21 protein-coding genes are annotated in these 22,310 nt (G+C 74.3%); 11 read left to right on the forward strand and 10 right to left on the reverse strand.

What is annotated here, in order from left to right; translation table 11 throughout:
* Nucleotides 1-117: 117 nt before the first annotated feature.
* Together ACZ518_RS15585 and ACZ518_RS15590 are read right to left on the reverse strand one after the other, a co-directional pair.
* Entirely contained in the window at nucleotides 118-1,575 is a 1,458-nt protein-coding gene (locus ACZ518_RS15585) for an aldehyde dehydrogenase family protein (protein WP_469113573.1), read from the reverse strand.
* A gap of 92 nt (nucleotides 1,576-1,667) precedes the next feature.
* Nucleotides 1,668-2,546 (reverse strand): helix-turn-helix domain-containing protein, encoded by an 879-nt coding sequence (locus ACZ518_RS15590; protein ID WP_469113574.1) that lies wholly within the window; start codon nucleotides 2,544-2,546, stop codon nucleotides 1,668-1,670.
* Between the two features lie 361 nt (nucleotides 2,547-2,907).
* Between ACZ518_RS15590 and ACZ518_RS15595 the strand changes: the two genes are divergently transcribed.
* On the forward strand, nucleotides 2,908-3,393 hold the full coding sequence (locus tag ACZ518_RS15595) for an ATP-binding protein (RefSeq protein ID WP_469113575.1): 486 nt from the start codon (nucleotides 2,908-2,910) through the stop codon (nucleotides 3,391-3,393).
* A gap of 114 nt (nucleotides 3,394-3,507) precedes the next feature.
* On the opposite strand, the gene ACZ518_RS15600 is transcribed toward ACZ518_RS15595, so the two are convergent.
* From ACZ518_RS15600 to ACZ518_RS15610, 3 genes are all read right to left on the reverse strand, one after another.
* A complete protein-coding gene (locus ACZ518_RS15600) occupies nucleotides 3,508-3,753 on the reverse strand; it encodes a DUF397 domain-containing protein (protein WP_125818357.1) in 246 nt (81 codons plus the stop codon).
* Nucleotides 3,754-3,923: 170 nt separating this feature from the next.
* Nucleotides 3,924-5,969, reverse strand: coding sequence for an FUSC family protein (locus ACZ518_RS15605; RefSeq protein WP_469113576.1), 2,046 nt, complete (start codon nucleotides 5,967-5,969; stop codon nucleotides 3,924-3,926).
* Between the two features lie 131 nt (nucleotides 5,970-6,100).
* Nucleotides 6,101-7,276, reverse strand: coding sequence for a DUF2786 domain-containing protein (locus ACZ518_RS15610; RefSeq protein WP_469113577.1), 1,176 nt, complete (start codon nucleotides 7,274-7,276; stop codon nucleotides 6,101-6,103).
* A gap of 464 nt (nucleotides 7,277-7,740) precedes the next feature.
* On the opposite strand from ACZ518_RS15610, the gene ACZ518_RS15615 reads away from it, so the two are divergent.
* Complete coding sequence (locus tag ACZ518_RS15615; RefSeq protein WP_469113578.1) at nucleotides 7,741-9,447, forward strand: bifunctional 3'-5' exonuclease/DNA polymerase; 1,707 nt, start codon at nucleotides 7,741-7,743, stop codon at nucleotides 9,445-9,447.
* Between the two features lie 49 nt (nucleotides 9,448-9,496).
* Here the strand turns inward: ACZ518_RS15615 and ACZ518_RS15620 are convergent, their stop codons facing one another.
* The 4 genes from ACZ518_RS15620 to ACZ518_RS15635 all read right to left on the reverse strand — a co-directional run bounded on the left by ACZ518_RS15620 (nucleotide 9,497) and on the right by ACZ518_RS15635 (nucleotide 13,004).
* Nucleotides 9,497-10,741, reverse strand: a complete 1,245-nt coding sequence (locus tag ACZ518_RS15620; RefSeq protein WP_469113579.1) for a hypothetical protein — start codon at nucleotides 10,739-10,741, stop codon at nucleotides 9,497-9,499.
* A gap of 87 nt (nucleotides 10,742-10,828) precedes the next feature.
* On the reverse strand, nucleotides 10,829-11,350 hold the full coding sequence (locus tag ACZ518_RS15625) for a SigE family RNA polymerase sigma factor (protein WP_469113580.1): 522 nt from the start codon (nucleotides 11,348-11,350) through the stop codon (nucleotides 10,829-10,831).
* A 56-nt stretch (nucleotides 11,351-11,406) separates the two neighbouring features.
* A complete protein-coding gene (locus tag ACZ518_RS15630) occupies nucleotides 11,407-11,931 on the reverse strand; it encodes a GNAT family N-acetyltransferase (RefSeq protein WP_469113581.1) in 525 nt (174 codons plus the stop codon).
* 128 nt (nucleotides 11,932-12,059) lie between these two features.
* Entirely contained in the window at nucleotides 12,060-13,004 is a 945-nt protein-coding gene (locus ACZ518_RS15635) for a ScbA/BarX family gamma-butyrolactone biosynthesis protein (protein WP_469113582.1), read from the reverse strand.
* A gap of 117 nt (nucleotides 13,005-13,121) precedes the next feature.
* On the opposite strand from ACZ518_RS15635, the gene ACZ518_RS15640 reads away from it, so the two are divergent.
* Nucleotides 13,122-13,730 carry a ScbR family autoregulator-binding transcription factor gene (locus tag ACZ518_RS15640; RefSeq protein WP_469113583.1) on the forward strand — a complete coding sequence of 203 codons (609 nt, stop codon included), beginning with the start codon at nucleotides 13,122-13,124 and terminating at the stop codon, nucleotides 13,728-13,730.
* The gene (locus ACZ518_RS15645) at nucleotides 13,727-14,686 is read left to right on the forward strand and encodes an NAD-dependent epimerase/dehydratase family protein (protein WP_469113584.1); all 960 of its coding nucleotides are present in this window, start codon (nucleotides 13,727-13,729) and stop codon (nucleotides 14,684-14,686) included. Before ACZ518_RS15640 ends, ACZ518_RS15645 begins: the two co-directional genes overlap by 4 nt.
* Before the next feature lie 32 nt (nucleotides 14,687-14,718).
* Here ACZ518_RS15645 and ACZ518_RS15650 read toward each other — a convergent pair whose 3' ends face one another.
* On the reverse strand, nucleotides 14,719-15,309 hold the full coding sequence (locus tag ACZ518_RS15650) for a TetR family transcriptional regulator (RefSeq protein ID WP_469113585.1): 591 nt from the start codon (nucleotides 15,307-15,309) through the stop codon (nucleotides 14,719-14,721).
* A 286-nt stretch (nucleotides 15,310-15,595) separates the two neighbouring features.
* Here ACZ518_RS15650 and ACZ518_RS15655 point away from each other — a divergent pair, with 286 nt between their 5' ends.
* The 7 genes from ACZ518_RS15655 to ACZ518_RS15685 all read left to right on the forward strand — a co-directional run bounded on the left by ACZ518_RS15655 (nucleotide 15,596) and on the right by ACZ518_RS15685 (nucleotide 22,252).
* Complete coding sequence (locus ACZ518_RS15655) at nucleotides 15,596-16,609, forward strand: IS701 family transposase (RefSeq protein ID WP_469113586.1); 1,014 nt, start codon at nucleotides 15,596-15,598, stop codon at nucleotides 16,607-16,609.
* A gap of 36 nt (nucleotides 16,610-16,645) precedes the next feature.
* Nucleotides 16,646-17,389, forward strand: a complete 744-nt coding sequence (locus ACZ518_RS15660; protein ID WP_469113587.1) for a class I SAM-dependent methyltransferase — start codon at nucleotides 16,646-16,648, stop codon at nucleotides 17,387-17,389.
* Between the two features lie 9 nt (nucleotides 17,390-17,398).
* Entirely contained in the window at nucleotides 17,399-18,127 is a 729-nt protein-coding gene (locus ACZ518_RS15665; protein ID WP_469113588.1) for an ABC transporter ATP-binding protein, read from the forward strand.
* Nucleotides 18,127-19,908, forward strand: coding sequence for a hypothetical protein (locus ACZ518_RS15670; RefSeq protein ID WP_469113589.1), 1,782 nt, complete (start codon nucleotides 18,127-18,129; stop codon nucleotides 19,906-19,908). Before ACZ518_RS15665 ends, ACZ518_RS15670 begins: the two co-directional genes overlap by 1 nt.
* Complete coding sequence (gene lxmK / locus ACZ518_RS15675) at nucleotides 19,905-21,020, forward strand: class V lanthionine synthetase subunit LxmK (RefSeq protein WP_469113590.1); 1,116 nt, start codon at nucleotides 19,905-19,907, stop codon at nucleotides 21,018-21,020. The genes ACZ518_RS15670 and lxmK overlap by 4 nt, the downstream gene beginning before the upstream one ends.
* 1 nt (nucleotide 21,021) lies before the next feature.
* Complete coding sequence (locus tag ACZ518_RS15680; protein WP_469113591.1) at nucleotides 21,022-21,924, forward strand: T3SS effector HopA1 family protein; 903 nt, start codon at nucleotides 21,022-21,024, stop codon at nucleotides 21,922-21,924.
* A 178-nt stretch (nucleotides 21,925-22,102) separates the two neighbouring features.
* Entirely contained in the window at nucleotides 22,103-22,252 is a 150-nt protein-coding gene (locus tag ACZ518_RS15685; protein WP_266839938.1) for an LxmA leader domain family RiPP, read from the forward strand.
* Nucleotides 22,253-22,310 lie beyond the last annotated feature (58 nt).

Raw genomic sequence — 22,310 nt, forward strand, 5'->3', positions numbered from 1 at the left:
CACCTCTTCATCCCCTGTGCGGGGCCCTCCCCCGCTGACAAGAACCACGCTACGGAGGATTGCGGTCAGGTGCTGTCCGCAACTCCGCGCGCGGGCGGGAAAAAGTCGGGTGGGACGTCAGAACGGGAAAGTCGTCCGGCCGTGCTGGACCGAGATCCACTTCTGGGTGGTGAAGGCCTCCACGGTGGCCTCGCCGCCCAGGCGCCCCAGCCCGGAGGCCTTCTCGCCGCCGAAGGCCGCGAGGGGCTCGTCGCCGATGGTGGAGTCGTTGACGTGCATCATGCCGGTCTCGATGCGCCGGGCGAAGCGGACGCCGCGCTCCACGTCGCGGGTGTGCACCGCGCCGCTGAGCCCGTACGGGGTCGCGTTGGCCAGCCGTACGGCCTCCTCCTCCCCGTCGAAGACGACCAGCAGGGCGACCGGCCCGAAGATCTCCTGGCCCAGGAGCGGGGAGTCCTCGGGGAGGTCGGCGAGGACGGTCGGCTCGACCAGGTTGCCGCGCGTAGATCCCCGTACGAGCGCCCGCGCCCCGGACTCCACGGCCCGGTCCACGAGCGCGGTCAGCGCGTCGGCCTGGAAGGAGTTGATGAGCGGGCCGATGTGGGTGTCGGCCTCCCGGGGGTCCCCGGTCTTCAGGGCGCGCACGCGGGCGGTGAACTTCTCGGTGAACTCCTCGGCCACGCCCGCGTCGACGAGGATCCGGTTGGCGGCCATGCAGACCTGGCCCTGGAAGACGAAGCGGCTGAAGACGGCCGCGTCCACCGCGTAGTCGACGTCGGCGTCGTCGAGGACGACCAGGGCGCTGTTGCCGCTCAGTTCGAGGACGGTCCGCTTGAAGTGGCGGGCGGCGACCGAGCCGACGTGGCGGCCGGTGCGGTCGGAGCCGGCGAAGGAGATGACCTTGGGGACGGGATGGGTCAGGATCGCGTCGCCTATCTCCGCGATGTCCGTGACCAGCACGTTCAGCAGTCCGGCCGGCAGGCCCGCGTCCTCGAAGATCTTGGCGATGATCCCGCCGCCGGCCACCGGGGCGTTCTGGTTGGGCTTGATCACGACCGCGTTGCCCAGCGCCAGCGCCGGGGCGACCGACTTCAGGGTCACCAGGAAGGGGAAGTTGAAGGGGCTGATCACGGCCACCACGCCGACCGGGAGGCGCTGGACCCGGTTCTCCTTGCCGGCGACGAGCGAGGGCAGGATGCGGCCCTCGGGGCGGACGGCCAGCTGGACCGCCTCGCGCAGGAACTCCATCGCGAGGTGGACCTCGTACTCGGCCTTGGGACGGGTCCCGCCGAGCTCGTCGATCATCGCCTCGACGATCTCCTTGTGGCGCTCCTCCGTGATCCGCAGGGCGCGCTCCAGGACGGTGCGTCTCGCGTGGGGGCCGGTGGCCGCCCAGTCGCGCTGGGCCCGCTCGGCGGCACGGTAGGCCCGGTCGACCTGCTCGACGGTGGCCACGGTGATGGCCGCGAGCTTCTCCCCGTTGTACGGGTTGACGTCGATGATGTCCCACGAACCGGTGCCGGGCAGCCATTCGCCGTCGATGTACTGGTGAGCCAGGTCGGTGAATATGGACATGCCATCCCTTACTGCGAGCGCGCACCCTTGCGCTGCACCGGAGACCGATCGGTCATCTTCATGCACTGATCAGACGTCATAGTACGTGCGGATCAAGACAGTTGGAGGAGTCCGCGCAGGAGATCGCGGGTCTGGCCGGGGTCGGGGCAGTCGGCCTGGAGCCGCTCCATCGCCCGCGCGTACTGGGCCACTTCTTCTTCTTTGTCCAGGTAGAGCGCGCTGGTCAGCTGTTCCAGATAGACGATGTCCTGCAGGTCGGACTCGGGGAAGCGCAGCAGGGTGAAGGCTCCGCTCTCGCCCGCGTGGCCGCCGAAGGAGAAGGGCATCACCTGGAGCCGCACGTTGGGCCGCTGACTGATCTCGATGAGGTGTTCGAGCTGGCCGCGCATCACGTCCCGGTCGCCGTACGGGCGGCGCAGCGCGGCCTCGTCGAGGACGGCGTGGAAGACGGGCGCGTTCTCGGAGACCAGGACCTTCTGGCGCTCCAGGCGCAGCGCGACGCGGCGGTCGATCTCGGCGGGGCCCGCGCCGGGCATGCCGCGGCGCACGACGGCCTGGGCGTACGCCTCGGTCTGGAGCAGGCCGTGGACGAACTGGACCTCGTAGATGCGGATGAGGGAGGCGGCTCCCTCCAGCCCGATGTACGTCTGGAACCACCCGGGCAGCACGTCGCCGTAGCTGTGCCACCAGCCCGCCGCGTTGGCTTCGCGGACCAGGCCGAGCAGGGACTCCCGCTCGGTGCCGTCGGTGACCCCGTAGAGCGTGAGGAGGTCCTCCACGTCCCTGGCCTTGAAGCTCACCCTTCCCAACTCCAAGCGGCTGATCTTCGATTCGGATGCGCGGATCGAGTAGCCGGCCGCCTCACGGGTGATGCCGCGGGATTCTCGGAGTCGCCTGAGCTGTGAGCCCAGGAGGATGCGGCGCACCACAGAACCGCTGGCTTCTGCGGTCACTAGTCCTGCCCTCCCCATCGCAATGGTGTGCGCGTGGTGTGCGCGTGCCTCGGCGGGGCCCCCGTACCCCGGTGCCGCAGTCTGCCACCAAAACGCATCGGCCCGTACTCGTTCTGTAACGGAATCCGGCGTCCCGGAAAAGAAGTCCGTAAGTATGCGTAGGAAGAAATGAGCAAGAACCATCACGGGAGTGGACGGGTCGGGCGCGTGCACGTGCATCTGCCCTTGCATCCGGCTTCGGCATTCGGAACGATGGTGCCGCGCACCTGCGTGCTCTTCGCGCCGGCGCGGGACCCACCCCGCAGTTCTCTTTGGACGGAGCCGCCCGCTTCGTCCGCGAATCCCGGGAGTGCCTCGCATGGGGACGAATGGATCGACCATGCTCGAGCCGTTACGGCAGGGGCTGCCCCCGGTCGACCCCACGGCTGTCTCCGGATCCGCCTCCTGCGCCCTGCCCGCCCGCTTCGACGCGGTGCGCGGCGCCCGCTCCTTCACCCGGTCGACCCTTTCCCAGTGGGGCCTGGACAACCGCTTCGACGACGTCTCGCTCGTCGTGTCCGAACTCGTCACCAACGCCCTGCGCCACGCCCTGCCGGACGAGGCACGGCCGTCCGGCGAGCCGGAGGCGGCGGTGCGGCTGCACCTGATGCGGTGGAGCACGCGACTGGTGTGCGCGGTGCGGGACCCCAGCGAGGACCGGCCGGGCGGATCCTTCGCGCCGGAACGCACGGACGAGAACTGCGACCTGGAGTCGGGGCGCGGACTGTTCCTGGTGGACGCCTACAGCGACAGCTGGGGCTGGCACCCGCTCGCGGGGCGGCTCAGCGGCAAGGTGGTCTGGGCGCTGTTCATGCTCGTGGACTGACCTGCCCCCGCCGCACGCGCACCCGCCCCACGTTCTCGGACGACCGGCCGGGCCCGATCATTGCGATCGGTCCCGGCCGGTGCACGTGCATGGCGTGATCTTTGCGCCGTTCCCTCAGCCGACCAGGTGGTCGAACTCGCCGTCCTTGACGCCCGCCAGCAGCGCCTCTATCTCGGCCGGCGTGTAGACGAGGGCCGGTCCGTCGGGGAAGCGCGAGTTGCGCATGGCGACGTCGCCCCCGGGCAGTCTGGCGAACTCCACGCAGGATCCCTGCGAGTTGCTGTGTCTGCTCTTCTGCCAGGTCAGCTGGTACAGGGAAGTGAGTTCTGCAGCTGCCATCCCGTTGTACGCGTGGTCCACAGGAAGCCCCCGATAGTGCAGATGTCAACTGCACCGGATCATAGCTGTGTTCACCACCGCGTGCATGGGCAGATGCACGTGCACGCGCGGTGCTCCACCCGTCACTGTTGATCACCATTGATGGCGGTTCAGGACCCTGGCGCTCCACTTCCGCCGTACAGGGGCCCTGGTCAGGGCCGCAGCGCCTCCGACACCTCGTCCAGCGACTCCAGCAGCCGGCCCGCCGCCCCGCGCAGGACGCCCGGCTCGGGGGCCTCCCGGTCCGCCAACAGCTCCCGGACCGCGTCCCACCGCGGGACCTTGCGCTCCCGGACCGCCTTCGCGCCCGCCCCGGTCGCCTCCCGCACCGCCCGCGCCAGCTCCGCGGCCCCCGGCACCGGGTCGTGGGCGCGGTCGGGGAGGTGGGCCTCCAGCAGCATCACGGTGCGGCCCAGCGCCGCCAGCGCGTCACCCGCGCCCTCGGCGGCCGCCCGGGACAGCCCCCGGTGGCGCACCGGCTCCCCCTCCGCCCGCGCGAGCGCCTCCTGCCAGGCGATCCGGGCGTCCCGGGCCGCCAGCAGCGCCTCCCGCACGTCCGCGCGCCGGGCCCCGGCCGGGTCGGCGTACTGCCCGAGCACGGCGGCCGCGTACCGCCCGTCGGCGGCGAGCCAGTCGGCGAGGCGGGTGCGCAGCCGCGGGGTCTCCCAGGCGGGGTAGAGCGCGTAGGCGAGCATCGCGAGGACCCCGCCGACCAGGGTGAGGGCGATCCGGTCGGGCACCGTCTGGTCCCAGCGGGCGCCGCCCATGCCGAGCAGGAAGACGACGTACGCGGAGACGAAGACCTGCGAGACGGCGTACCCGGTGCGCATCAGCACGTACATCAGGCCCGCGCTGACGACGGCCAGCAGCCCCGACAGGTACATCCCCGGCTGCGCCAGCCGCACCACCGCCGTGGCCGCGCCCACCCCCACCAGGGTGCCGCCGAAGCGGGCCACGGCTCGGGACCAGGTCTGCGTGAAGTCCGGCCGCATCACCATCACCGAGGCCATCGGCGCCCAGTAGGCGTGCCCGAACGGCAGCGCGTGCCCGACGAGGTACCCCGCGCACGCCGCCGCCGTCACCCGCACGGCGTGCCGCAGCACGGGCGAGCCGGGCCGCAGCTCGGCCCGTACGGCCTTCAGCACCAGCGGCACCAGGGCGGGCACGGTGGGCCGCAGCATGGCCTCGGCGGGGTCCGCGGTGCGCCCGGAGCCCGGCTCGGCCGTCTCCAGTACGTCGTCCAGCAGGGCGGCGAGCCTGCGCGCGGCCCGCAGCGGCGCGCCGCTGAACACCTCCGGCAGGTCGGGCGCCTTCAGCACGGCCAGCGCCGGCGCGGGCAGGCGTACGGGGTCCCCGTGGCGGATGGCGTGCGCGGCGGCGTCCAGCACCGCCCCGGCGGCCTCCAGCAGCTCCCGCACCCGCTCGCGGGCCGGCCCCTCGGCGGGGGCCCCGACGGCCGGGTCGGCGAGCGAGGCCAGCACGGGCCGGACCCGCTCCGCGAGCCCCCGCGCCCCGTGCAGCTCGGCGGGCCGCCGCCGGGCCTGCCGGACGGTGACGGCGGCCGCGTCGCGGGCCTTCATCAGGGGCCCGGGGTCGAAGGCGCTGACGGGGTCGTGCCGCAGCCGGCGGGCGTACTCGGCCTCGGCGGCGAGGGCGTCGGCCAGGGCGTCGCGCCGGTCGCCCCAGCGGCGGACCGGGAACAGCACGATGAGCAGCGCCTGCACCACCCCGCCGGCGGCGATCATCGCGGCGTGCCCGGCCGCCTGCGGGACGGAGGTCGGCAGGGTGACGGTGACCAGCATGATGGCGACGTTGCCGGAGGCGATGATCCCGGCGGTGGGCCCGGCCGCCCACATCAGTCCCGCCGCGAAGGCCCAGACGGCGAGCATCGGCAGGAACAGCCCGACGTCGGCGGACCCGACCAGGTACCCGGTGAAGGTGGAGACGGCCAGGGTCAGCCCGGAGGCGAGGGCGAGGGCGGGGCGTGGGCGCCAGCTCTGCTGGAAGGTGGCGATGGCGGCCATGAAGGCCCCGAACGCGGAACTGGCCGCCGCGCCCGGCCCGAGGAGGGCCAGCCCGGCGCCGATGACGACGGCGAGCCCGACGGCCGCCCGGAGGGCGACGAGGGGCTCCAGGCGGGCCCGTTCGACCGTCATGCCCGCGCGCGCGGTGTCCTTCAGCGCGCGGAGCCAGCTCATGGCGTCGAGCGTATCCGTTCGTCACTCTTTTCAGCTTTTATTCAGCGGTTGCCGGACATGTCCCGTTCGCTGGGCAGGTCGGCCCGCATCCTCAAGCCGGAGGCCCGGGCCCTGCGCACCGAGGACACGGTTCAGGGCAGGGAGGGGCGCCGCCCGCCGACGTGGGCGGCGTCGGCGGCGGCCGTGCCGTCCTCCCAGCCCGCGTGGTCGGTGGCGCCTCGCAGCCGGGTGGTCGTGGTCCGGGGGAACATCTCCTCGGCCCGCGCGCCGACCGCCACGTCCCGGGCCACCAGGGCGGGCAGGTAGTCGGGTGCCTCGGTCGCCGTGTGCTCGGCGGTCTCGGCGAGCCGCCGCCCGAGCCGGCTGGCGTAGGCGAGCAGGAAGGACTGCCGGAAGGTCTTGGTCCGCTTGCGTCCGCCGGCCCGCTGGGCGGCCTCGGCCCGGGTCATCGCCGCCGTGCCCTGCACGAGCAGCGAGGTGTACAGCAGCTCGACGGCCTCCAGGTCGCTCTCGAAGCCGACCACCGTCGAGAACTCGAACCCGCTGTTCCACACCGCCCGGCAGCGGTTGGCGGTGGCCACCGCGTCCAGCAGCACCGCCTTGGCCTCCTCGTACGGGGGCTCGACCCCGATCCGGCAGGCGCCGGGCACCTGCGCCGGACCGCCGCCGCGCACCGCGAGCAGCGCCTCGTCCACCGTGTGCCGGGCCATCAGCTCCTGCGCCTTCGCGCTGAGCGCCTCCGCCTCCTCGGGGTAGGTCGTCGCCTCCGCCTTCGCCAGCAGCGCCCGGATCCGGCCGAGCATGCGCGGCTCGATGTGCGCGTGCGCCAGGGCGTCCCCGGCCGGGTCCCCCGGGACCGGTCCGACAGGCTCGACGGACGGCAGCCGGACCAGCAGCCGGTACAGCTCCAGGACGGCGGTGGCCAGGGTGAACCGGTCCTCGCGCTCGCGGCGCGCGAGCCGCTCCGCGTACTCCTCGTCCGCCTCCCACCACACCTCCGCCGCGCCCCACCGCTCGGGGAGCCGCGCGTACCGGCGGGCCTCGGCGGCGATCACGTCACCGGCGATGGCGAGGTGCACGGCGTCCAGGTCCCGCCGCACCAGCCGCAGCACGTCGGCGGGCTGCCAGCCCCGCTCCCAGGCCTGCCGTACGTACGCCTCCCCGCGCGCGAGCAGCTCCCGCCCGACCCCGCCCCACGCCGCGGGGTCGGCGGCGAGGCCGGACGCCCCGATGTCGAGCCCGGCGTCGTCCTGGGCGTAGAGGGCGGCCGCGAAGGCCCGGTCGACGGTATCGGCGTACTGACTCACCCCTTCAGCTTTGCACGGCCCTTTTTTGACGCGTCAGTCGCACGGTGCGGGGCCGGGGCGCCTTACCGGCTTCGCGCCGCTGCGCCGGCCTCCGGCCGTCGGCCCCGGGGCGGGGCCGGTGCGCCTGGCTGAGGCCGGTGCGCAGCCTGCGGGGCCGTTGCCGCTGCGCGGGCTTGGCCCCTCCCCGCCCTTCAACCTCCTCCCCCAGACTCCGTCCGGGGGGACCCCCAGGCCTCAAACGCCGGCGGGGCTGAGGTCGCCGACCCGGGGCGGCACATCCAGCTTTGCCTGGGGCACCTCCCAGCGGTAGCTGGGGGAGGGTCCGGGGGCGGAGCCCCCAGGGGGTGCGGGGGCGGAGCCCCGAGGGGTGCGGGCGCAGCCCGCCCGGCCGGCGCTGCATCCGGCCCCGTACACGCCCGGCCAGGGCACGGGCATTGTCAGACCCCAGTGGGACACTCGCACCCGTGAGCGACCACCCCACCACCCCCTGGGCCCTCGCCGAAACCGCCGGCGGCCAGTGGCACGCCACCCCCCTGCACCCGGCCGGCGCCCGGCCCACCACCACCGCCACCCCCGCCGAGGCGATCCGCTGCGCTCCCCCCGGCACCCGCTGGATCTGGCGGTCCACCGCCGCCGTCTACCCCCGCATCCTCGCCGCCGGCACCCGCGTCGAGCGGTGCTACGACATCGAGGACGCCGAGCTGCTGCTCCTCGCCCACGAGGGCCGGTACGGCGAGCCCCGTTCGGCGGCGGCGGCCTGGGCTCGGCTCAACGACGCGCCCGTCCCCCCGGACCCCCCGCAGCGCGCCGCCGAGCCCGCGCGGGCCGCCGCGCAGGACTCCCTCTTCGACGTCGACCCCGGGGCCACGGCGCCGCTCCCCCTCGACGCCCTGCTCGCCGTCCACGCCGACCAGGCCCGCCGGACCGCCGCCACCGCGCACCCCGACCGGTTGCGCCTGCTCACCGCCTCCGAGTCGGCCGCGTTCCTCATCGCCGCCGAGATGCACCGGGCGGGCCTGCCCTGGCGGGCCGACGTGCACCGCGCCCTGCTGACCGAGCTGCTCGGCGAGCGCTACGCCGGCGGCGGCGAGCCCCGCCGCCTCGCCGAGCTCACCGACGAGATCTCCGCCGCCTTCGGCCGCCGCGTGCGCCCCGACCTGCCCGCCGACGTCATCAAGGCCTTCGCGCAGGCGGGTGTCCGGCTCGGGTCCACCCGCCGCTGGGCGATCCAGGAGATCGACCACCCCGCCGTCGCACCGCTCCTCGCATACAAGAAGCTGTACCGGATCTACACCGCCCACGGCTGGTCCTGGCTCGCGGACTGGGTCCGCGACGGCCGCTTCCGCCCCGAGTTCATCCCGGGCGGCACCCTCACCGGCCGCTGGGTCACCAACGGCGGCGGGGCGCTGCAGATCCCCAAGGTGATCCGCAGGGCGGTCGTCGCCGACCCGGGATGGCGGCTCGTGGTGGCCGACGCCGACCAGATGGAGCCCCGCGTCCTCGCCGCGATCTCCCGCGACCCGGCCTTCATGGAGGTGGCCGGGCGTCCCGAGGACCTCTACACGGCGGTCTCCCGCCAGGGCTTCTCCGGCGACCGGGACAAGGCCAAGCTCGCCGTGCTCGGCGCGGTCTACGGACAGACCTCCGGGGACGGCCTGAAGAACCTGGCCGCGCTGCGCCGCCGCTTCCCCCGCGCCGTCGCGTACGTGGACGACGCTGCCCGCGCGGGCGAGGAGGGGCGGCTCGTGCGGACCTGGCTGGGCCGCACCTGCCCGCCGCCCGTCGGCGCCGCCGAGGCCGACGAGGCGGGCCTCCCCCAGGAGCAGGAGCGCCCCGACGTCGAGGACACGGGCTGGACGCCGGGCTACGCCTCGACGAACACCCGCGCCCGCGGCCGGTTCACCCGCAACTTCGTGGTGCAGGGCAGCGCCGCCGACTGGGCCCTGCTGATGCTGGCGGCGCTGCGGCAGGCCACCGCCGGGATGCGCGCGGAGCTGGTGTTCTTCCAGCACGACGAGGTGATCGTGCACTGTCCGGCCGAGGAGGCGGAGGCCGTCGCCGAGGCGATCCGCGCCGCCGGGGACCGGGCGGGCCGGATCGCCTTCGGGGACACCCCGGTCCGCTTCCCGTTCACCACGGCGGTGGTGGAGTGCTACGCCGACGCCAAGTGAGTCCCGCCCCCCGTCGGCGCCCCCGTCGACGCTCGCGCCGGCGCCCCCGTCAGCGCCCGTAGGCGTCCCTCCAGTGCCGGTTCAGCGCGACCTCCTTCACCTGCTCCACGGTGAGGACGGGCGCGGTACGGCTCGCCGGACCCGTCTGCTTGGGGGCGTTGTACGCGGAGACCGTCACCCGCACCCCGTTGGGGCGCAGGGTGTCCACCGTCCAGCTGACCACGCCGGGGGCGTTCTCGCCGGCGGGGCCCTGCGTGACCTTCGCGTGGACGCCGTCGGGCTGCGCGGTGGCGTCGGCGGGGAAGGCGGTGCCGTCCTTGAGGCGCTGGACGCGGAGTTCGATCAGGGAGCGGCCCTTGCCGTCGTCGAGGACCACGTAGCCGTAGCCGCCGTCGCCGCCCTTGTCCGCGACCGGGATCCCGTACCCGCGCAGGAGGCCTTCCAGGAACCTCTCGGCATCCTCTTCGGGGCCCTTGCGGGAGCTGCTCTCCGAGGGTGCGGGCGGCAGGTCCTCCAGGGCCGGGCGCCACTTGTCCGACAGCACCAGGGCCTTCATCCGGTCCATGGCCAGCGGCGGTTCGGGACGGGTGACGCGGCTCTGCTTGCTCTGGACGGCGTTGTGCTCCTGGGCGTCGAGGAGGTAGCCCTGCGGGGTGGCGAGGGTGGCCCGCCATTCCTTCACCGACTTGCGGGCGTCGTCGTAGTCGTGGGACTGGATCAGCAGCAGCCGGGAGCCGTCGGGGAGCACCTCCTCCTCGCAGGAGTCGAAGGCCACGTCCTTGCGGGCGGGGCAGGTGGTCATCTCCTTGGCCATCGCGCCGGCCGGGTCGGTCCGGGTGAGCAGGATGCCCACGCGGCCCTGGCCCTTGCCGTCGTCGAAGAGTCCCGTCGCCATGGGGCCCTGGTCGTCGGTGCCGCGGCTCTCGGCGGGGGTGAACTGCCCGGCCGGCATCAGCGACTTCAGGATCTCGGTCATCTGCTGTGCGGTGACCGCGCCGGTGCCCGCCCGTTCCTGCGGTCCGCCCGCCGGTGGCCCGGCCGGCCGGCGGCTGGGCAGGGGGGGCGCCGAGGCGACCTGGCCCCTGCCGTCACCCCCGATCAGGCCGCCGGTCCAGGCTCCGGCCGTCCCGACCAGGGCCAGGGCCAGCACGGAGCCCCCGGCGACGGCGGCCCGGCGGCGGGCCACCAGCCGGCGTCCGCGCCGTTCGCCCGCCTCCACCAGGGCCTGCGGGTCCGGCGTGAAGGCGGCGCCCGCGCTCCTGAGGGCTTCGCCGAGCTCGTCTTCAAGGGGCATGGGGGGCATGGGGGGCATGCGGAACCAGACCTTCCACTTGGTTGGCGGGGAGGGGGACAGGGTGGAGGGGAGGACGGCGCCGGGGCCTCACCGGCCCGCGAACTCGGCGAGACTGCCGCCCAGCTGCTCCCTGAGCCGGGACAGCGCCCGGGAGGTGCGGGTCCGTACGGCCGCCGAGGTGGCCTTCATCGCCTCAGCGGTCTCCTCGACGCTGCGGTCCTCCCAGTACCGCAGCACCAGTACGGCCCGGTCCTTGGGCGCCAGCCGCCCCAGCGCCTCCAGCAGCGTCAGCCGCAGCGCCGGATCGGCACCGCCGGCCGCCGGCTGCGCGCCGTCGGCCCCGGGGTACTCCCCGAAGGGGCGCTCCCCCGCCGAGCGGCGGCGCTGGTGCGTCAGGAAGACCCGGACCAGCACCGTCTGCGCGTACGCGGCCGGATTCTCGATGCGCGAGATCCGGCCCCAGAGCAGGTACATCCGCCCCAGGGTCTCCTGTACCAGGTCCTCGGCGAGGTGGGTGTCCCCGCTGGCCAGCAGACAGGCCGACCGGTACAGATGACCCGACCGGCCCGCCGCGAACTCGCGGAACCCGTCTCTGCGACCCTGCCGCATGCACTCCCCCTCGCGTCCGTCTCACCCCATCGACGCGACGGCCCCCGGGAAATGTTTCAGCCGAGGTCGTGGAAGTACACGTGGAACTCCTCGCGCACGAAACCCTCGGACTCGTACAGCCCCTGCGCGACGTGGTTGTCGTACGCGGTCTCCAGCTGGACCCCCGCCACCCCGGCCTCCCGCGCCCGGCGCAGCACCTCGCCCAGCAGCGCCCGGCCCGCGCCGGTACGGCGGCCGGCCGGGGCCACGTACAGGTCGTTGAGGATCCACGCCGTGCGCAGGGTGAGGGAGGAGAACGCCTGGTAGACCTGCGCGAACCCGACCGTGCCGGGGATCCCGGGCGCGTCGGCGAGCAGCACCAGCGACTCCCCCTTGGCGATGCGCTCCGCGAGGAACGCCCGGGGGGCGTCCGCGTCCTGGACGGTGACCTCGTAGAAGTCGAGGTAGCCGCGGAAGAGTTCCGCGGCCGTGTCCAGGTCCGCCTCCCCCGCCACGCGGAGCACGACGCCGGAGCCCTCGTCCGTGACCGTGCCGTCCGTCCCGCCCGTGCCGCCGCCCTGGGTTCCCGCCTGACCGAACATGCGTTTCTCCTTGATCTACTCGCGCGATGCGGTCCATTGTGCGGGTGCGCGGGGTGGCGATCCTCGTGATCGCCTCGCCGAACAGGGGCGGGGCGGGACGGGACGGACCGGGAGACCGGGCGGCCTGATCAGGTGGTGGTCGGTGCGACGGTGACCTCGGCCGTGAAGGCGGCCTCCCCCTCCTGGACGGCGTCGACCCGCAGGGTCCCCGGGGCCGATCCGGGGGACGTACCGGGCTGGGCCTCGATCCGGCAGGGCGAGTCGAACTCGACGTAGCGGTGGAAGGTGACGTCCATCGACGTCGGCAGCACCGGTCCCGCCGAAGGGCGCACGGCGTGGGCGGCCTGGCGGGCGGCCTCCAGCAGGACCATGCCGGGGACGTGGTCGACGGGGTGGTCGAAGAGGACGGGGTGGGCGGTGTCCACCCGCAGGGGCCAGCGGCCCGGGCCTTCCTCGCGGCCGAGCACGACGTCGCGCACGTTGTCGCGGCCCACCAGGGACGGGGCGAGGGGCGCGACCGGAGCGGGCACGGCGGCGAACACCCGCCTGACGTCGGCGCGTTCCGCGCGGACGCGCCGGTAGACCGCGGGCGCGATGCAGCCGAAGCGGGTGTCGGCCACGGCGATCTGCATGCCTTCGCGGAAGACGGCGATGTCGAGGGAGACGGCGGCGGGGATGCCCCGGCGGAGGGTGAACTCCGTGCACCTGACCCGCAGTTCCAGCTCGGCCGGCGTCCAGCCGACGTGGAGGGCGTGCGGGTTGAGCGCGTAGCTGAACCGCGACCAGCTCAGCTGGTGGCCGAGCGGGGTCCCGTACGCGGTGTGCAGCAGCAGCGGAAAGGTCTGGCGCACGGTCTCGCAGAGCATCAGCGGATCGTGCAGCCCCGCGGTGGCGGTGTAGAAGCTGTGGCTGCGCGGCCACTGGGCGGTGATGGTGAAGTCGTGGGAGCCGGTGCGCTGCCAGCCGGTGAGGAAGACCTCGGAATGGGCGGCGCGGTGGACGTATTCCCTGGGCACGGTGGTGGTCAGGGCCGGCGCGCCGGCGGATATCGGCCCATGGGCGGTGACGAGCATGTTCCCCCTTGCGTGCACTTTCGTGCGTGTGCGGCCCCCGCGCTGACGGTCGACGGCGGCCACTCCGTAAAATAGAGAATGTTCGTTTTGTTTGTCGAGTGGCTGGTGGTGTGATCCATGGCGGGGTTGAAGCAGGACCGTGCGTTGAGGACGCGGGAGGCGATCCTGCGCGCCGCAGCCGAGACGTTCGACGAACTCGGCTTCCACGGCGCGAGCATCAGCATGATCATGGGGCGGGCCGGGGTCACCCAGGGCGGCATGTACTTCCACTTCGCGTCGAAGGTGGAGCTCGCCCGGGCCGTCATGCTCGCCCAGGGGGACTACGTGCAGCTCCCGCCGGGTGAGGACGGGCTGCAGCGGCTGATCGACATCACCTTCCACGTGGGCCGGGAGCTCCAGCAGAACGTCCTGTTCCGGGCCGGTGTGCGTCTCGCCGTCGAGCAGGGCGAGTTCGGGCTCCAGGACGACACGGCGTACCAGCAGTGGGTGGAGCAGTTCCACGGCCTGCTCGTCGTGGCGCGGGAGCGGGGCGAGCTGCTGCCCGGCGTGGACGAGCGGGAGTTCGCGCAGGTCCTGGTCGGCGCGTACAGCGGTACGCAGCTGTTCTCGCAGATCGCGACGGGGCGCGTGGACCTCCTGGAGCGGGTCGCCGCGCTGTGGAAGTACTTCCTGCCGTGCGTCGCCACGCCCCAGACGCTGGCGCAGCTGCGCGCCACCCCCCGGTGAGCCCGCTGCGGGTGGTACTCACCGGCGCGACGGGGTTCATCGGGGCCGCGGTGCTCCGGGAGATCGGCCGCCGGCCGGACGTGTCCGTCCGGGCCGTCGGGCGGCGGCCGCCGCGTACGGGCGCGGCCGGCGCGGCCGGGTGGGTCCGGGCGGACCTCTCGCGGCCGGGATCGGTGGCCGGTGTGTGCGAGGGCGCGGACGTGCTGCTGCACCTGGCCGGCGTGGTCGGCCCGGACGAGGCCCTGTGCGAGGCGGTCAACGTACGCGGCACCGCCGCCCTGATGGCCGAGGCCGGCCGGGCCGGGACCGGCCGGGTGGTCCACCTGTCCACGGCCGCGGTGTACGGGCCCGGGCCGCACCGGGGCGCCGCCGTCGGCGAGCTGGAGCCGGCTCCCGTGTCGGCCACCAGCCGGACCCGGCTGGCCGGGGAGGCGTACGCCCTGGCCGCGGGCGCCACCGTGCTGCGGCCGGGGCTGGTGCTGGGCGCCGGGGACCGGTGGGTGGTGCCGGCCCTCGCCGAACTCGTGGACCGGGTGCCGGGGCGGTGGGACGGTGGCCGGGGCCTGCTCTCCGCGGTCGACGTCACCGACCTGGCCCGGCTCGTCACCGCCCTCGCCCTCCTCCCCGGGGACGGCGCGACGGGCGGGCGGGTGTTCCACGCCGGACATCCCGTTCCGGTACGCACCGGCGACGTGCTGGCGGAGCTCGCGGAGCTGGGGGTGCTGCCGCGCGTGGCCGCCGACCTGGCGTGGGAGGACTGCCTGAGCCTGCTGCGGGCCGCGCCGGGAGCCGTGAGCGAGCGGCAGTTCTCCCTGCTGGCGCGGGACCACTGGTACCGCAGCGACGAGGTCTGGAGCCTGGCCGGCTGCCCGCCGGGCCCGGGCCCGGTCGCCCGCCTGGCGGCGGCGGCCTCCTGGTACCGGGAAGCCGTGGGCCGGTCCGGGGCGGCGGCTTAGGGCCTGTCCGGTGGATCAGGGCCGGACCGGTCCTAGGACGCGTCCGGGCCTATGCCCTCCAGGACGAGGAGCCAGACGCCCTCCAGCTGCTCCATCGCGTCGCCCGGGCCGTCCGGGTACGCGCCGCGCAGCGTGGCCTCGGCCCCCCAGATCAGGTGCGCGACGAGCGCCGTGACGCTCGCCGGGTCGGCGGGGGCGTGCAGTTCGCCCTGCTCGTGGGCCTCTTGGGCCAGCCCCGCCACGACGGGGTGCCACAGGGAGGTCCAGTCCTCGATGTCGGGCAGCTCCCGGGCCAGGTGGGCGGTCGCGCGCACGGTGACGTCGTCCCGCAGCAGCCGGGCGAGCTCCAGCATCAGGCTCCCGAGGTCGTCGAGGGCCTTCCCGCGGCGGCGGCCGGCGGCCTCGTCGAGCGCCGACCGGACCGCCGAGCACCCCTCCTCGGCGACGGCTTCGGCGAGTTCGGCCTTGCTGTCGAAGTGGAAGGTGACGGCGCCCATGGAAATGCCCGCGGTCTGGCTGATGGCCTTCAGCGACGTGCCGCCGTATCCGGCGCGGTAGAACTCCGAGGCGGCCGCCCGCACCGCGGTGTTGCGCGTCCGGACCGCTCTCTCCTGCTTCACCATGCTCTCTCCGATGTCGCCACACCCGGATGAGTCGCGCGTGGATGTCGTGCGTGGATGTCGTGCGCCGGGCGGGCACCGCCTGCGGCGCCCGCGGTGGCCAGCCTGCGAAACGACATGCCCCTCCGGCAAGGCCTAGTTGCCAAAAACGCGCCGGTTTCCGGGCACATTTCGAACCGCGAGACGCCTGACGCGGCGTCAGCGGGCGCCGGTCGGGGCGACTTGCCGAAGTAGTGCACCAGCGTGGATCGGCCCTGGAAAAAAACAGAACGTTCGCTATTGTTTTTGCATGATCTCAGTGTTCGCCGAGGCCACCTTCGGCAGCCTCCGCCGGACCGACCAGCGCCGATGGGCCGAGGTGTACCTGCGCGGGCTGCTCGGCACGTCCGGCAAGAAGACGGTGCGGCGGCTCGCCGCCGCGGTATCGGACCGGGAGACGGCCTTCCAGTCGCTGCACCAGTTCGTCAACGCCAGTCCGTGGGACTGGGAACCGGTCCGCCGGGAGCTGACGCGGTGGGCGGAGGAGCACACCGCTCCCCGCGCCTGGGTGCTCGACGACGTGGTCCTGCGCAAGCGCGGCGACCACTCGTGCGGGGTGCACCGCCGCTTCAGCCCGGTCGACGGACGCTCCGTCAACGGCCAGGTCGGCACCGGCCTGTTCCTGACCGGGGACCACGGGGCGATACCGGTCGACTGGACGCTGTACCTGCCCGAGTGCTGGACCGGGGACCCCGCCCGCAGGCGCCGCGTCCGCATCCCGGACGGCCTCGGCCACCGCTCCGCCGAGGAGCAGGCGCTCGGCCTCGTGGACGCGCTGGCCGCGCACACCAGGCTGCCCGCCGTACCGGTCGTGGCCGACGCCTCCTCCCGCCCCGGCGCGGAGGCGTTCGTCCGCGGGCTCGCCCACCGCGGCCACGACTTCGTGGTGGCGGTCCCCGGGCACCTGCCCCTCGCACGCACCGCGACGGCGCTGCCGGGGCCGCTGCGCGCGGACCAGGGGCAGGCCGCGTACCGCGCCTTCACGACCCGCGCCCGCGCCGGGCGGTCGGCGGAGCGGACCTGGATCACCAACATGCCGCACGGCCGGACCGAGGAACTGCTCGCGCTGACCCGGACCCTGAGACTCGCGCGGGAGGCCGTGCGCCACATGGAGAGCGATCTCGGGCTCGGCGACTTCGAGGGCCGGTCGTTCCCGGGCTGGCACCACCACATGACGCTCGTCTCGGCCGCCTACGCGTACAGCCGGCGGCCCCGGGCGGAGCTCCCCCACCACCACCTCGCCGCCCTGCCGGCGGCGGCGTAGACCGACCACCACACACCCCTTCCGAAAGAGAAACCCATGGATTCCGCCACCACTTACGACGCCCTGGCCGATGTCTACGACCTGATGTACCCGCCCGCCTCTCCGGACATATCGGACGCCGTCAGCTTCATAGCCGACCTGGCCCCGGAGGCCGGCCGCGTCCTCGAACTCGGCGTGGGCAACGGCCGGATCGCGATCCCGCTCGCGGAGCGCGGGCTGACGGTGCACGGCATCGACGGTTCCGAGCAGATGCTGGAGAAGCTCGCGGCACGGGACCCCGAGGGGAAGGTCACCACCACGGCCGCGGACTTCACCACCGGCGGCACCGGCGAACAGTTCGACGTGGTGTTCATCGCCCTCAACACCTTCTTCGCCCCGACGACGGCCGAGGCCCAGGTCCAGTGCATGCAGCGGATGCGCGAGCAGCTGGCGCCCGGCGGCCGCGTGGTCATCGAGGCGTTCGAACCGCGCGCCTTCCACCAGCAGGAGGGCGAGAAGACCAGCACCCGGTACCTCTCCCCCACCTCGGTGATGGTCGACAGCACCCACGTCATGCGCGACCGGCAGCTGATCCTCGTCATCCACACCGTCATCGACGGCGGGGTGCCGCGCCCGACCCAGGAAGTCATCCGCTACGCCTGGCCCACCGAGATCGACCTCATGGCGCGCCTCGCCGGCCTGCGGCTGGTGGAGCGCCACGGCGGGTGGCGGGGAGAGGCCTTCGACGTGAACAGCCACCGGCACGTCTCCGTGTACGAGGCCTTCGAAGACCCGAAGTAGGCAGCGCACATGAAGGCGACCCGGAAGGCGACCCGGAAGGCAGCCCGCGAGGCGGCTCCGAAGACGACCGCGCACGGCGGCCTGCTGCGGCTGACCGACGTCAGCCGCAGCTACGGGGACCGCAGCGTACTGCGCGCGGTCACCATGGCGCTGGCGCCGGCGGAGTGCACCGTACTGGTGGGGGACAACGGATCGGGGAAGTCGACCCTCCTGCGGCTGGCGTGCGGCCGCGAGCAGCCCACGTCGGGCGAAGTCCTCTTCGACGGCGAGCCCCTGCACGAGGACTCGCCCCGCACCCGCGCCCGGGTGGCGACCGTGATGGAAGCCGGCTCGGCCTATCCGGACCTGACGGTGCGCGAGCACCTGATGCTGGTCGCCGTCGGGCACGGACTCGGCCGCCGCGCCGGCGAGGCCGTCGATCGGGTACTGGCCGGCCACCGGCTGGCCGACCACGCCGGGTCACGGCCGTCGGCGCTCTCGTCGGGCCAGACGCAGTCCCTGCTCCTGGCATCGGCCTTCGTACGGCCGCACGACCTGCTGGTGCTGGACGAGCCCGAACAGCGGCTGGACGCCCGGGCACGCGTGGAACTGGCGGAGCGGCTCTCGGCCCACAAGAGGCGGGGGGCGGCGATCCTGCTCGCCACCCATGACGCCGAGCTGGCCGCGGCCGTGGCCGACCACGTGCTCACCCTGGAGGACGGGCGGGCCACCGTGGCCCCGGTCAGGGGGCACCGGTGATGTCCGACCGCACCCGCACCCGCGCCCGGACCGGTGCCGGCGCCAACACCGGCACCGGCACCGGCTCCGGCACCGGCACCGGCACCGGCACCGACCTGCGCCGGCGCACGGACGAGACGCTGGCGTTCCTTCGCGAGGCCCGCGCCTCGACGCGCCGGAGCAAGCGCAGGAGCAACGCCTTCGTGCTGTACTGCGTCGCCCTGGGGACGGCCTTCTGGGGGATCCCGCTCCTCATCGCCGCCGCCGGGGCCGGGCGGCGGGGGGAGTGGCACGGCAGCACCTCGGACCACCTGCTGGCGGGCCTGCCCGTCGCCGTGCCGGCCCTGCTGGCGCTGGTGCTGGTCCAGGCCGCCCGCGGCGCCGTCTGGCGGGGCCCGGTGCTCGTGGACCTGCCGACCGTCTCGTGGCTGCTGCCCCTGCCCGTCCTGCGCGGGCCGCTCCTGCTGCCCCGCTTCCACGCGGCCGCCCTCCGCGCGGCCGCGATGGGCCTGGCCGGCGGCGGGGTGCTGGGCTACCTGCTCTCGATAGCGGGCTCCGCCGCCTGGCTGCCGCTGACCGCGGCGGGCGCGTGGGCCGGCGCCGCGACGGCACTGACGGCGGTGGCCGCCGGGCTCCTCGTCGAACGCCACGACCGCGCGGTCGCCCGTAACGCCGTCCGGTTCCAGGGGATCACCTGGACGCTGGCGGCGGGCTCGGCCGCGCTCTGCGCGTACGCGGTACTGCGCGGCCCGGGCGGCACCCCCGGCACGCTGGCGCTGTGGTCCGGCCCCTGGGGGTGGGCCGCCCAGCCGCTCGTCACCGCGGCCGGACACCACACCCCGGGCTGGATCGTCGGGACGGCCCTGTCCGCGGCGTTCACGCTCGCCGCGCTGCTGTTCGCCCGGCGCGAGACCCCGGACGTCCCCGAGGAGGCCCTCCGCGGCCGCGCCACCGTCGCGTCCCGGGTCTCCGCGTCGGTGTACTCCCTCGACCTGCGCCAGGCCCGTTCCGCCGCCCGCGGCACGCGGGGGCAGCGGGCCAGGCCCCTGCTGCGGCTGCCCGTACCCCGCAGCGCGTGGCTGATCGTGCCCTGGCGCGACGCCACCGGACTGCTGCGGGCCCCGGGACGCCTGCTGTGGGCGGCCCTGTGGGGCACCGCGGCACTCGCCCTCGCCGCCGCCGCCCACCACGCCCGGTCGGACGGGCAGGCCGCCCTGTGCGCGGCCGCCCTCGTCGCCGAGTACCTGGCGGCGGCGCAGCTGACGGAACCGGCCCGCGTCGACAGCGACGACGCCCGCCGCTCCGCCAGCCTCCCCTACGAGTTCAGGGCCCTCGCGCTGCGCCACGCATGGGTCCCGTGCGCCCTGCTGCTCGGCTGGCTCGGCGCGGGCAACGCCACGGCCTGGCTCACCGGCCGGTGGACGCCGGGCGGTGCGGTGCTCCTGGCGGCGGTGCCCGCCATGGTGGCCGCCGCACTCGTCAGCTCGTACCGCGGGACGGTCCCCACCCGCCTGCTGGTCGGCGCGGAGACCCCCATGGGCAACACCGCCGCGCTCCAGACGGGGCTCTGGTACGCGCGCGGCCCGCTGGCCGCGCTCGTGCTGTCCGCCCCGGTGCTGGTCACCGCCGAACGCGCCCACGGGTTCGGCGCGGGCCACATCGGCTGGCTGCTCCTGGTGGGCGCGGCGGGCATGTGGTGGGCGCGGCACACGGCCCACCGGCTGCACGGCGCACTGCCCGGGCGGCCCCCACGACACGCGGGCAGAAGACTGCGCGCCTACCTCATCACAAGGCTGAAATGACCGACGATCTCGCCACATCACCCGCCGTGCAGGGCCTCCTGGAACGGCTCGGGCTCGGGCTGCTGGATCCGCCGCAGGGCGACTCACCCAGCGGCCGCAACCGGAACGCGGCCGGCCGGACCAGCACCGGACACGCCGTCTTCGTCAAGCAGCTGGACGCGCGGCAGCCGGACGCGGCGCGCCGCTTCCGCCGGCAACTCGCCTACGAGGAAGCGGCCGCGGCCGGCCGCGGGCCACTGGCCTCGCCGGAGTGCCTGGGCTGGGACGCCGAGGAGCTGCTGGTCGTCTTCGAGTGGCTCGAAGGCGCCCGTTCCGGCTCCGATCTGGCGACCGCCGAGGAGTTCGACGACGAACTCGCCCGCCGCGCCGGGGAGATGATCGGCGCGCTGCACTGCCTCCCGCCGGACGCCCTGCCCGCACGGGGTACCGGGACGGCGGAGCCGGACCCGATCCTGCTCCCCCCGCTGGAGTTCTTCGAAGCGCTCCCGCTGGCGTACCACACCCAGGCGAGCGGGGCCTCGCTGGAGGCCTGGGGGATGCTGCAGCGCGACACCGAACTCGCTCTCGCGCTGCGCAGGCTGCGTGCCGAGGAGGCGGCCGCGCCGGCCGCCTTCGTCCACGGCGACCTGCGTCTCGACCAGTTCCTGCTGCACGGCGGACGGCTCCGCCTCTGCGACTGGGAGGAGTTCCGCAGGGCGGATCCCGCCCGGGACGTCGGCGCCTTCGTCGGCGAATGGCTGCACCGCGCCGTGCTGGACATCCCGGAGCGGGACGCGGAGCTGAGCGGCCCGAGTCCGCGGCTCTCCCATCAGGACGTCGTCGAACGGGGCGTGGCCGAGCTGAACAGGCTGCGGACGCGCAACGTCGCCTTCTGGGAGGGCTACCGGGCGGCCACCGCGGCCGCCCCGGCCGCGGTGGCCGCCGCGGTGACCGACCCCGGCCTGCCCGTCAGGGCCACGGCCTTCGCCGGCTGGCACCTCATCGACCGGATGTTCGCCTCCGCCGAGCAGCGTCCGCGGCTCACCGCCATCGACCGGGCGGCGGCGGGCATCGGCCGCTCCGCCGTGCTGCATCCCGAGAAGTTCACCACCGTCCTCGGCCTGGAGGCTTGAGATGGACGCCTTCCCCTACCTCGCGGAACTCCTGTCGGACGTGCGCGTGCACCCCGGGACCCGCAGCGCCCGCGTGGGCGAGCGCGACATCACGGCGGACACGCCCGGCCGGCTCCGGCAGAAGCTGATCACCGCTCTCTACGAGACCTTCCACGTGGGCCACGCCTTCGCCGAGGAGCGGCCCCGGACCTACCGGGACCCGCTGTTCGAGGAACGGCTGGGCGGGGCCACCCCGCACGACACGACGATGGCCGCCGCCCGGCTCGACGGCGACGGCCTGGTGCTGGTCGACGGCGTACGCGTACGCGTGCCCGGGCCGGACGTCGTGGGGACGAGGGTGCGGATGCCGGCCCGGCGCCCCGGCCTCTCCCCGGGCTTCTTCCTCGTCGACGGCTCCCGGGGGCATTCGTCCCGGCGCCCGCTGCTGCGGGTGTACGTACACCTGCGCTCCCCGGAGGAGGCCGTACGGACCTGGGGGGAGGTGCTGCGCGCGCTGGAGCGCGACGGGGTGCCCTACCGGGCCAAGGTGACGTCGTCCCGCCGCCTGTTCCCGCGCCGGGACGGCCTGGTGGTCTACCTGGGCGAGGACGCCTGGCACGGCGCCTCGGTGGTGGCGGACGCGGTACCGCGTCCCGACGCGCCCCACCTCACCGCGGCCACCTCTTCCTTCGCCAGGAACCTGGCTCCCGGCATCGCCATCGCCTGGGAGCCCGAGGACACGCGGCCGGGGATGCGGGGGATGAGTTTCGGGCAGCATCGCGCCGCCGCCGTCGCGGACGCGCTGCTGGAGCACGCCGAAGGGGCCGGCCGGACGCTGGACGACTGCCTGCGCGAGCAGCTGACCGCCGCGAATATCGACCACGAGGCGCTCTACCGGAATGCGGATTCACCCCGACTTCCCTAAGTCGCGCCATTCTCGCGCGGAATCCCGCTCAACTTTCCTAAGTAGCATCCGAACCCCGTGACGCGGCCCACAGGTTGATCACCGGAGCTCCGGAAGATGATCTACTGAGAAACGTCAGAACGGCGGGGCCCCGAGCGGGAAACCGCCCATCGAATTCTTTTATCAAGGGGGAATCCACATGGACTCCATGGAACTCATCGCCGGTTACGCCGCCTACACCACGCCGGAGGAGCTCGCCGCTTCCGAGGCCACCGACGCGCCGGCCATCACCACCACGGTGACCTCGTCGGAGATCTGCATCACGATCACCGTCGGCTGGGGCTGCTGACCTTCAGCGCCGATCCGCCAGTGGCCCGGGCCCGTCCGTCGGACGTCGCCCGGGCCTC

Source organism: Streptomyces sp. NPDC033966 (genome assembly GCF_055575955.1).

Bases quoted from the DNA above. Each gene is read 5' to 3' on its own strand.
- ACZ518_RS15585 (WP_469113573.1), bottom strand. From the start codon at position 1,575: ATGTCCATATTCACCGACCTGGCTCACCAGTACATCGACGGCGAATGG.
- ACZ518_RS15590 (WP_469113574.1), bottom strand. From the start codon at position 2,546: ATGGGGAGGGCAGGACTAGTGACCGCAGAAGCCAGCGGTTCTGTGGTG.
- ACZ518_RS15595 (WP_469113575.1), top strand. From the start codon at position 2,908: ATGCTCGAGCCGTTACGGCAGGGGCTGCCCCCGGTCGACCCCACGGCT.
- ACZ518_RS15605 (WP_469113576.1), bottom strand. From the start codon at position 5,969: ATGAGCTGGCTCCGCGCGCTGAAGGACACCGCGCGCGCGGGCATGACG.
- ACZ518_RS15620 (WP_469113579.1), bottom strand. From the start codon at position 10,741: ATGCCCCTTGAAGACGAGCTCGGCGAAGCCCTCAGGAGCGCGGGCGCC.
- ACZ518_RS15625 (WP_469113580.1), bottom strand. From the start codon at position 11,350: ATGCGGCAGGGTCGCAGAGACGGGTTCCGCGAGTTCGCGGCGGGCCGG.
- ACZ518_RS15630 (WP_469113581.1), bottom strand. From the start codon at position 11,931: ATGTTCGGTCAGGCGGGAACCCAGGGCGGCGGCACGGGCGGGACGGAC.
- ACZ518_RS15635 (WP_469113582.1), bottom strand. From the start codon at position 13,004: ATGCTCGTCACCGCCCATGGGCCGATATCCGCCGGCGCGCCGGCCCTG.
- ACZ518_RS15640 (WP_469113583.1), top strand. From the start codon at position 13,122: ATGGCGGGGTTGAAGCAGGACCGTGCGTTGAGGACGCGGGAGGCGATC.
- ACZ518_RS15650 (WP_469113585.1), bottom strand. From the start codon at position 15,309: ATGGTGAAGCAGGAGAGAGCGGTCCGGACGCGCAACACCGCGGTGCGG.
- ACZ518_RS15655 (WP_469113586.1), top strand. From the start codon at position 15,596: ATGATCTCAGTGTTCGCCGAGGCCACCTTCGGCAGCCTCCGCCGGACC.
- ACZ518_RS15660 (WP_469113587.1), top strand. From the start codon at position 16,646: ATGGATTCCGCCACCACTTACGACGCCCTGGCCGATGTCTACGACCTG.
- ACZ518_RS15665 (WP_469113588.1), top strand. From the start codon at position 17,399: ATGAAGGCGACCCGGAAGGCGACCCGGAAGGCAGCCCGCGAGGCGGCT.
- ACZ518_RS15670 (WP_469113589.1), top strand. From the start codon at position 18,127: ATGTCCGACCGCACCCGCACCCGCGCCCGGACCGGTGCCGGCGCCAAC.
- lxmK (WP_469113590.1), top strand. From the start codon at position 19,905: ATGACCGACGATCTCGCCACATCACCCGCCGTGCAGGGCCTCCTGGAA.
- ACZ518_RS15680 (WP_469113591.1), top strand. From the start codon at position 21,022: ATGGACGCCTTCCCCTACCTCGCGGAACTCCTGTCGGACGTGCGCGTG.
- ACZ518_RS15685 (WP_266839938.1), top strand. From the start codon at position 22,103: ATGGACTCCATGGAACTCATCGCCGGTTACGCCGCCTACACCACGCCG.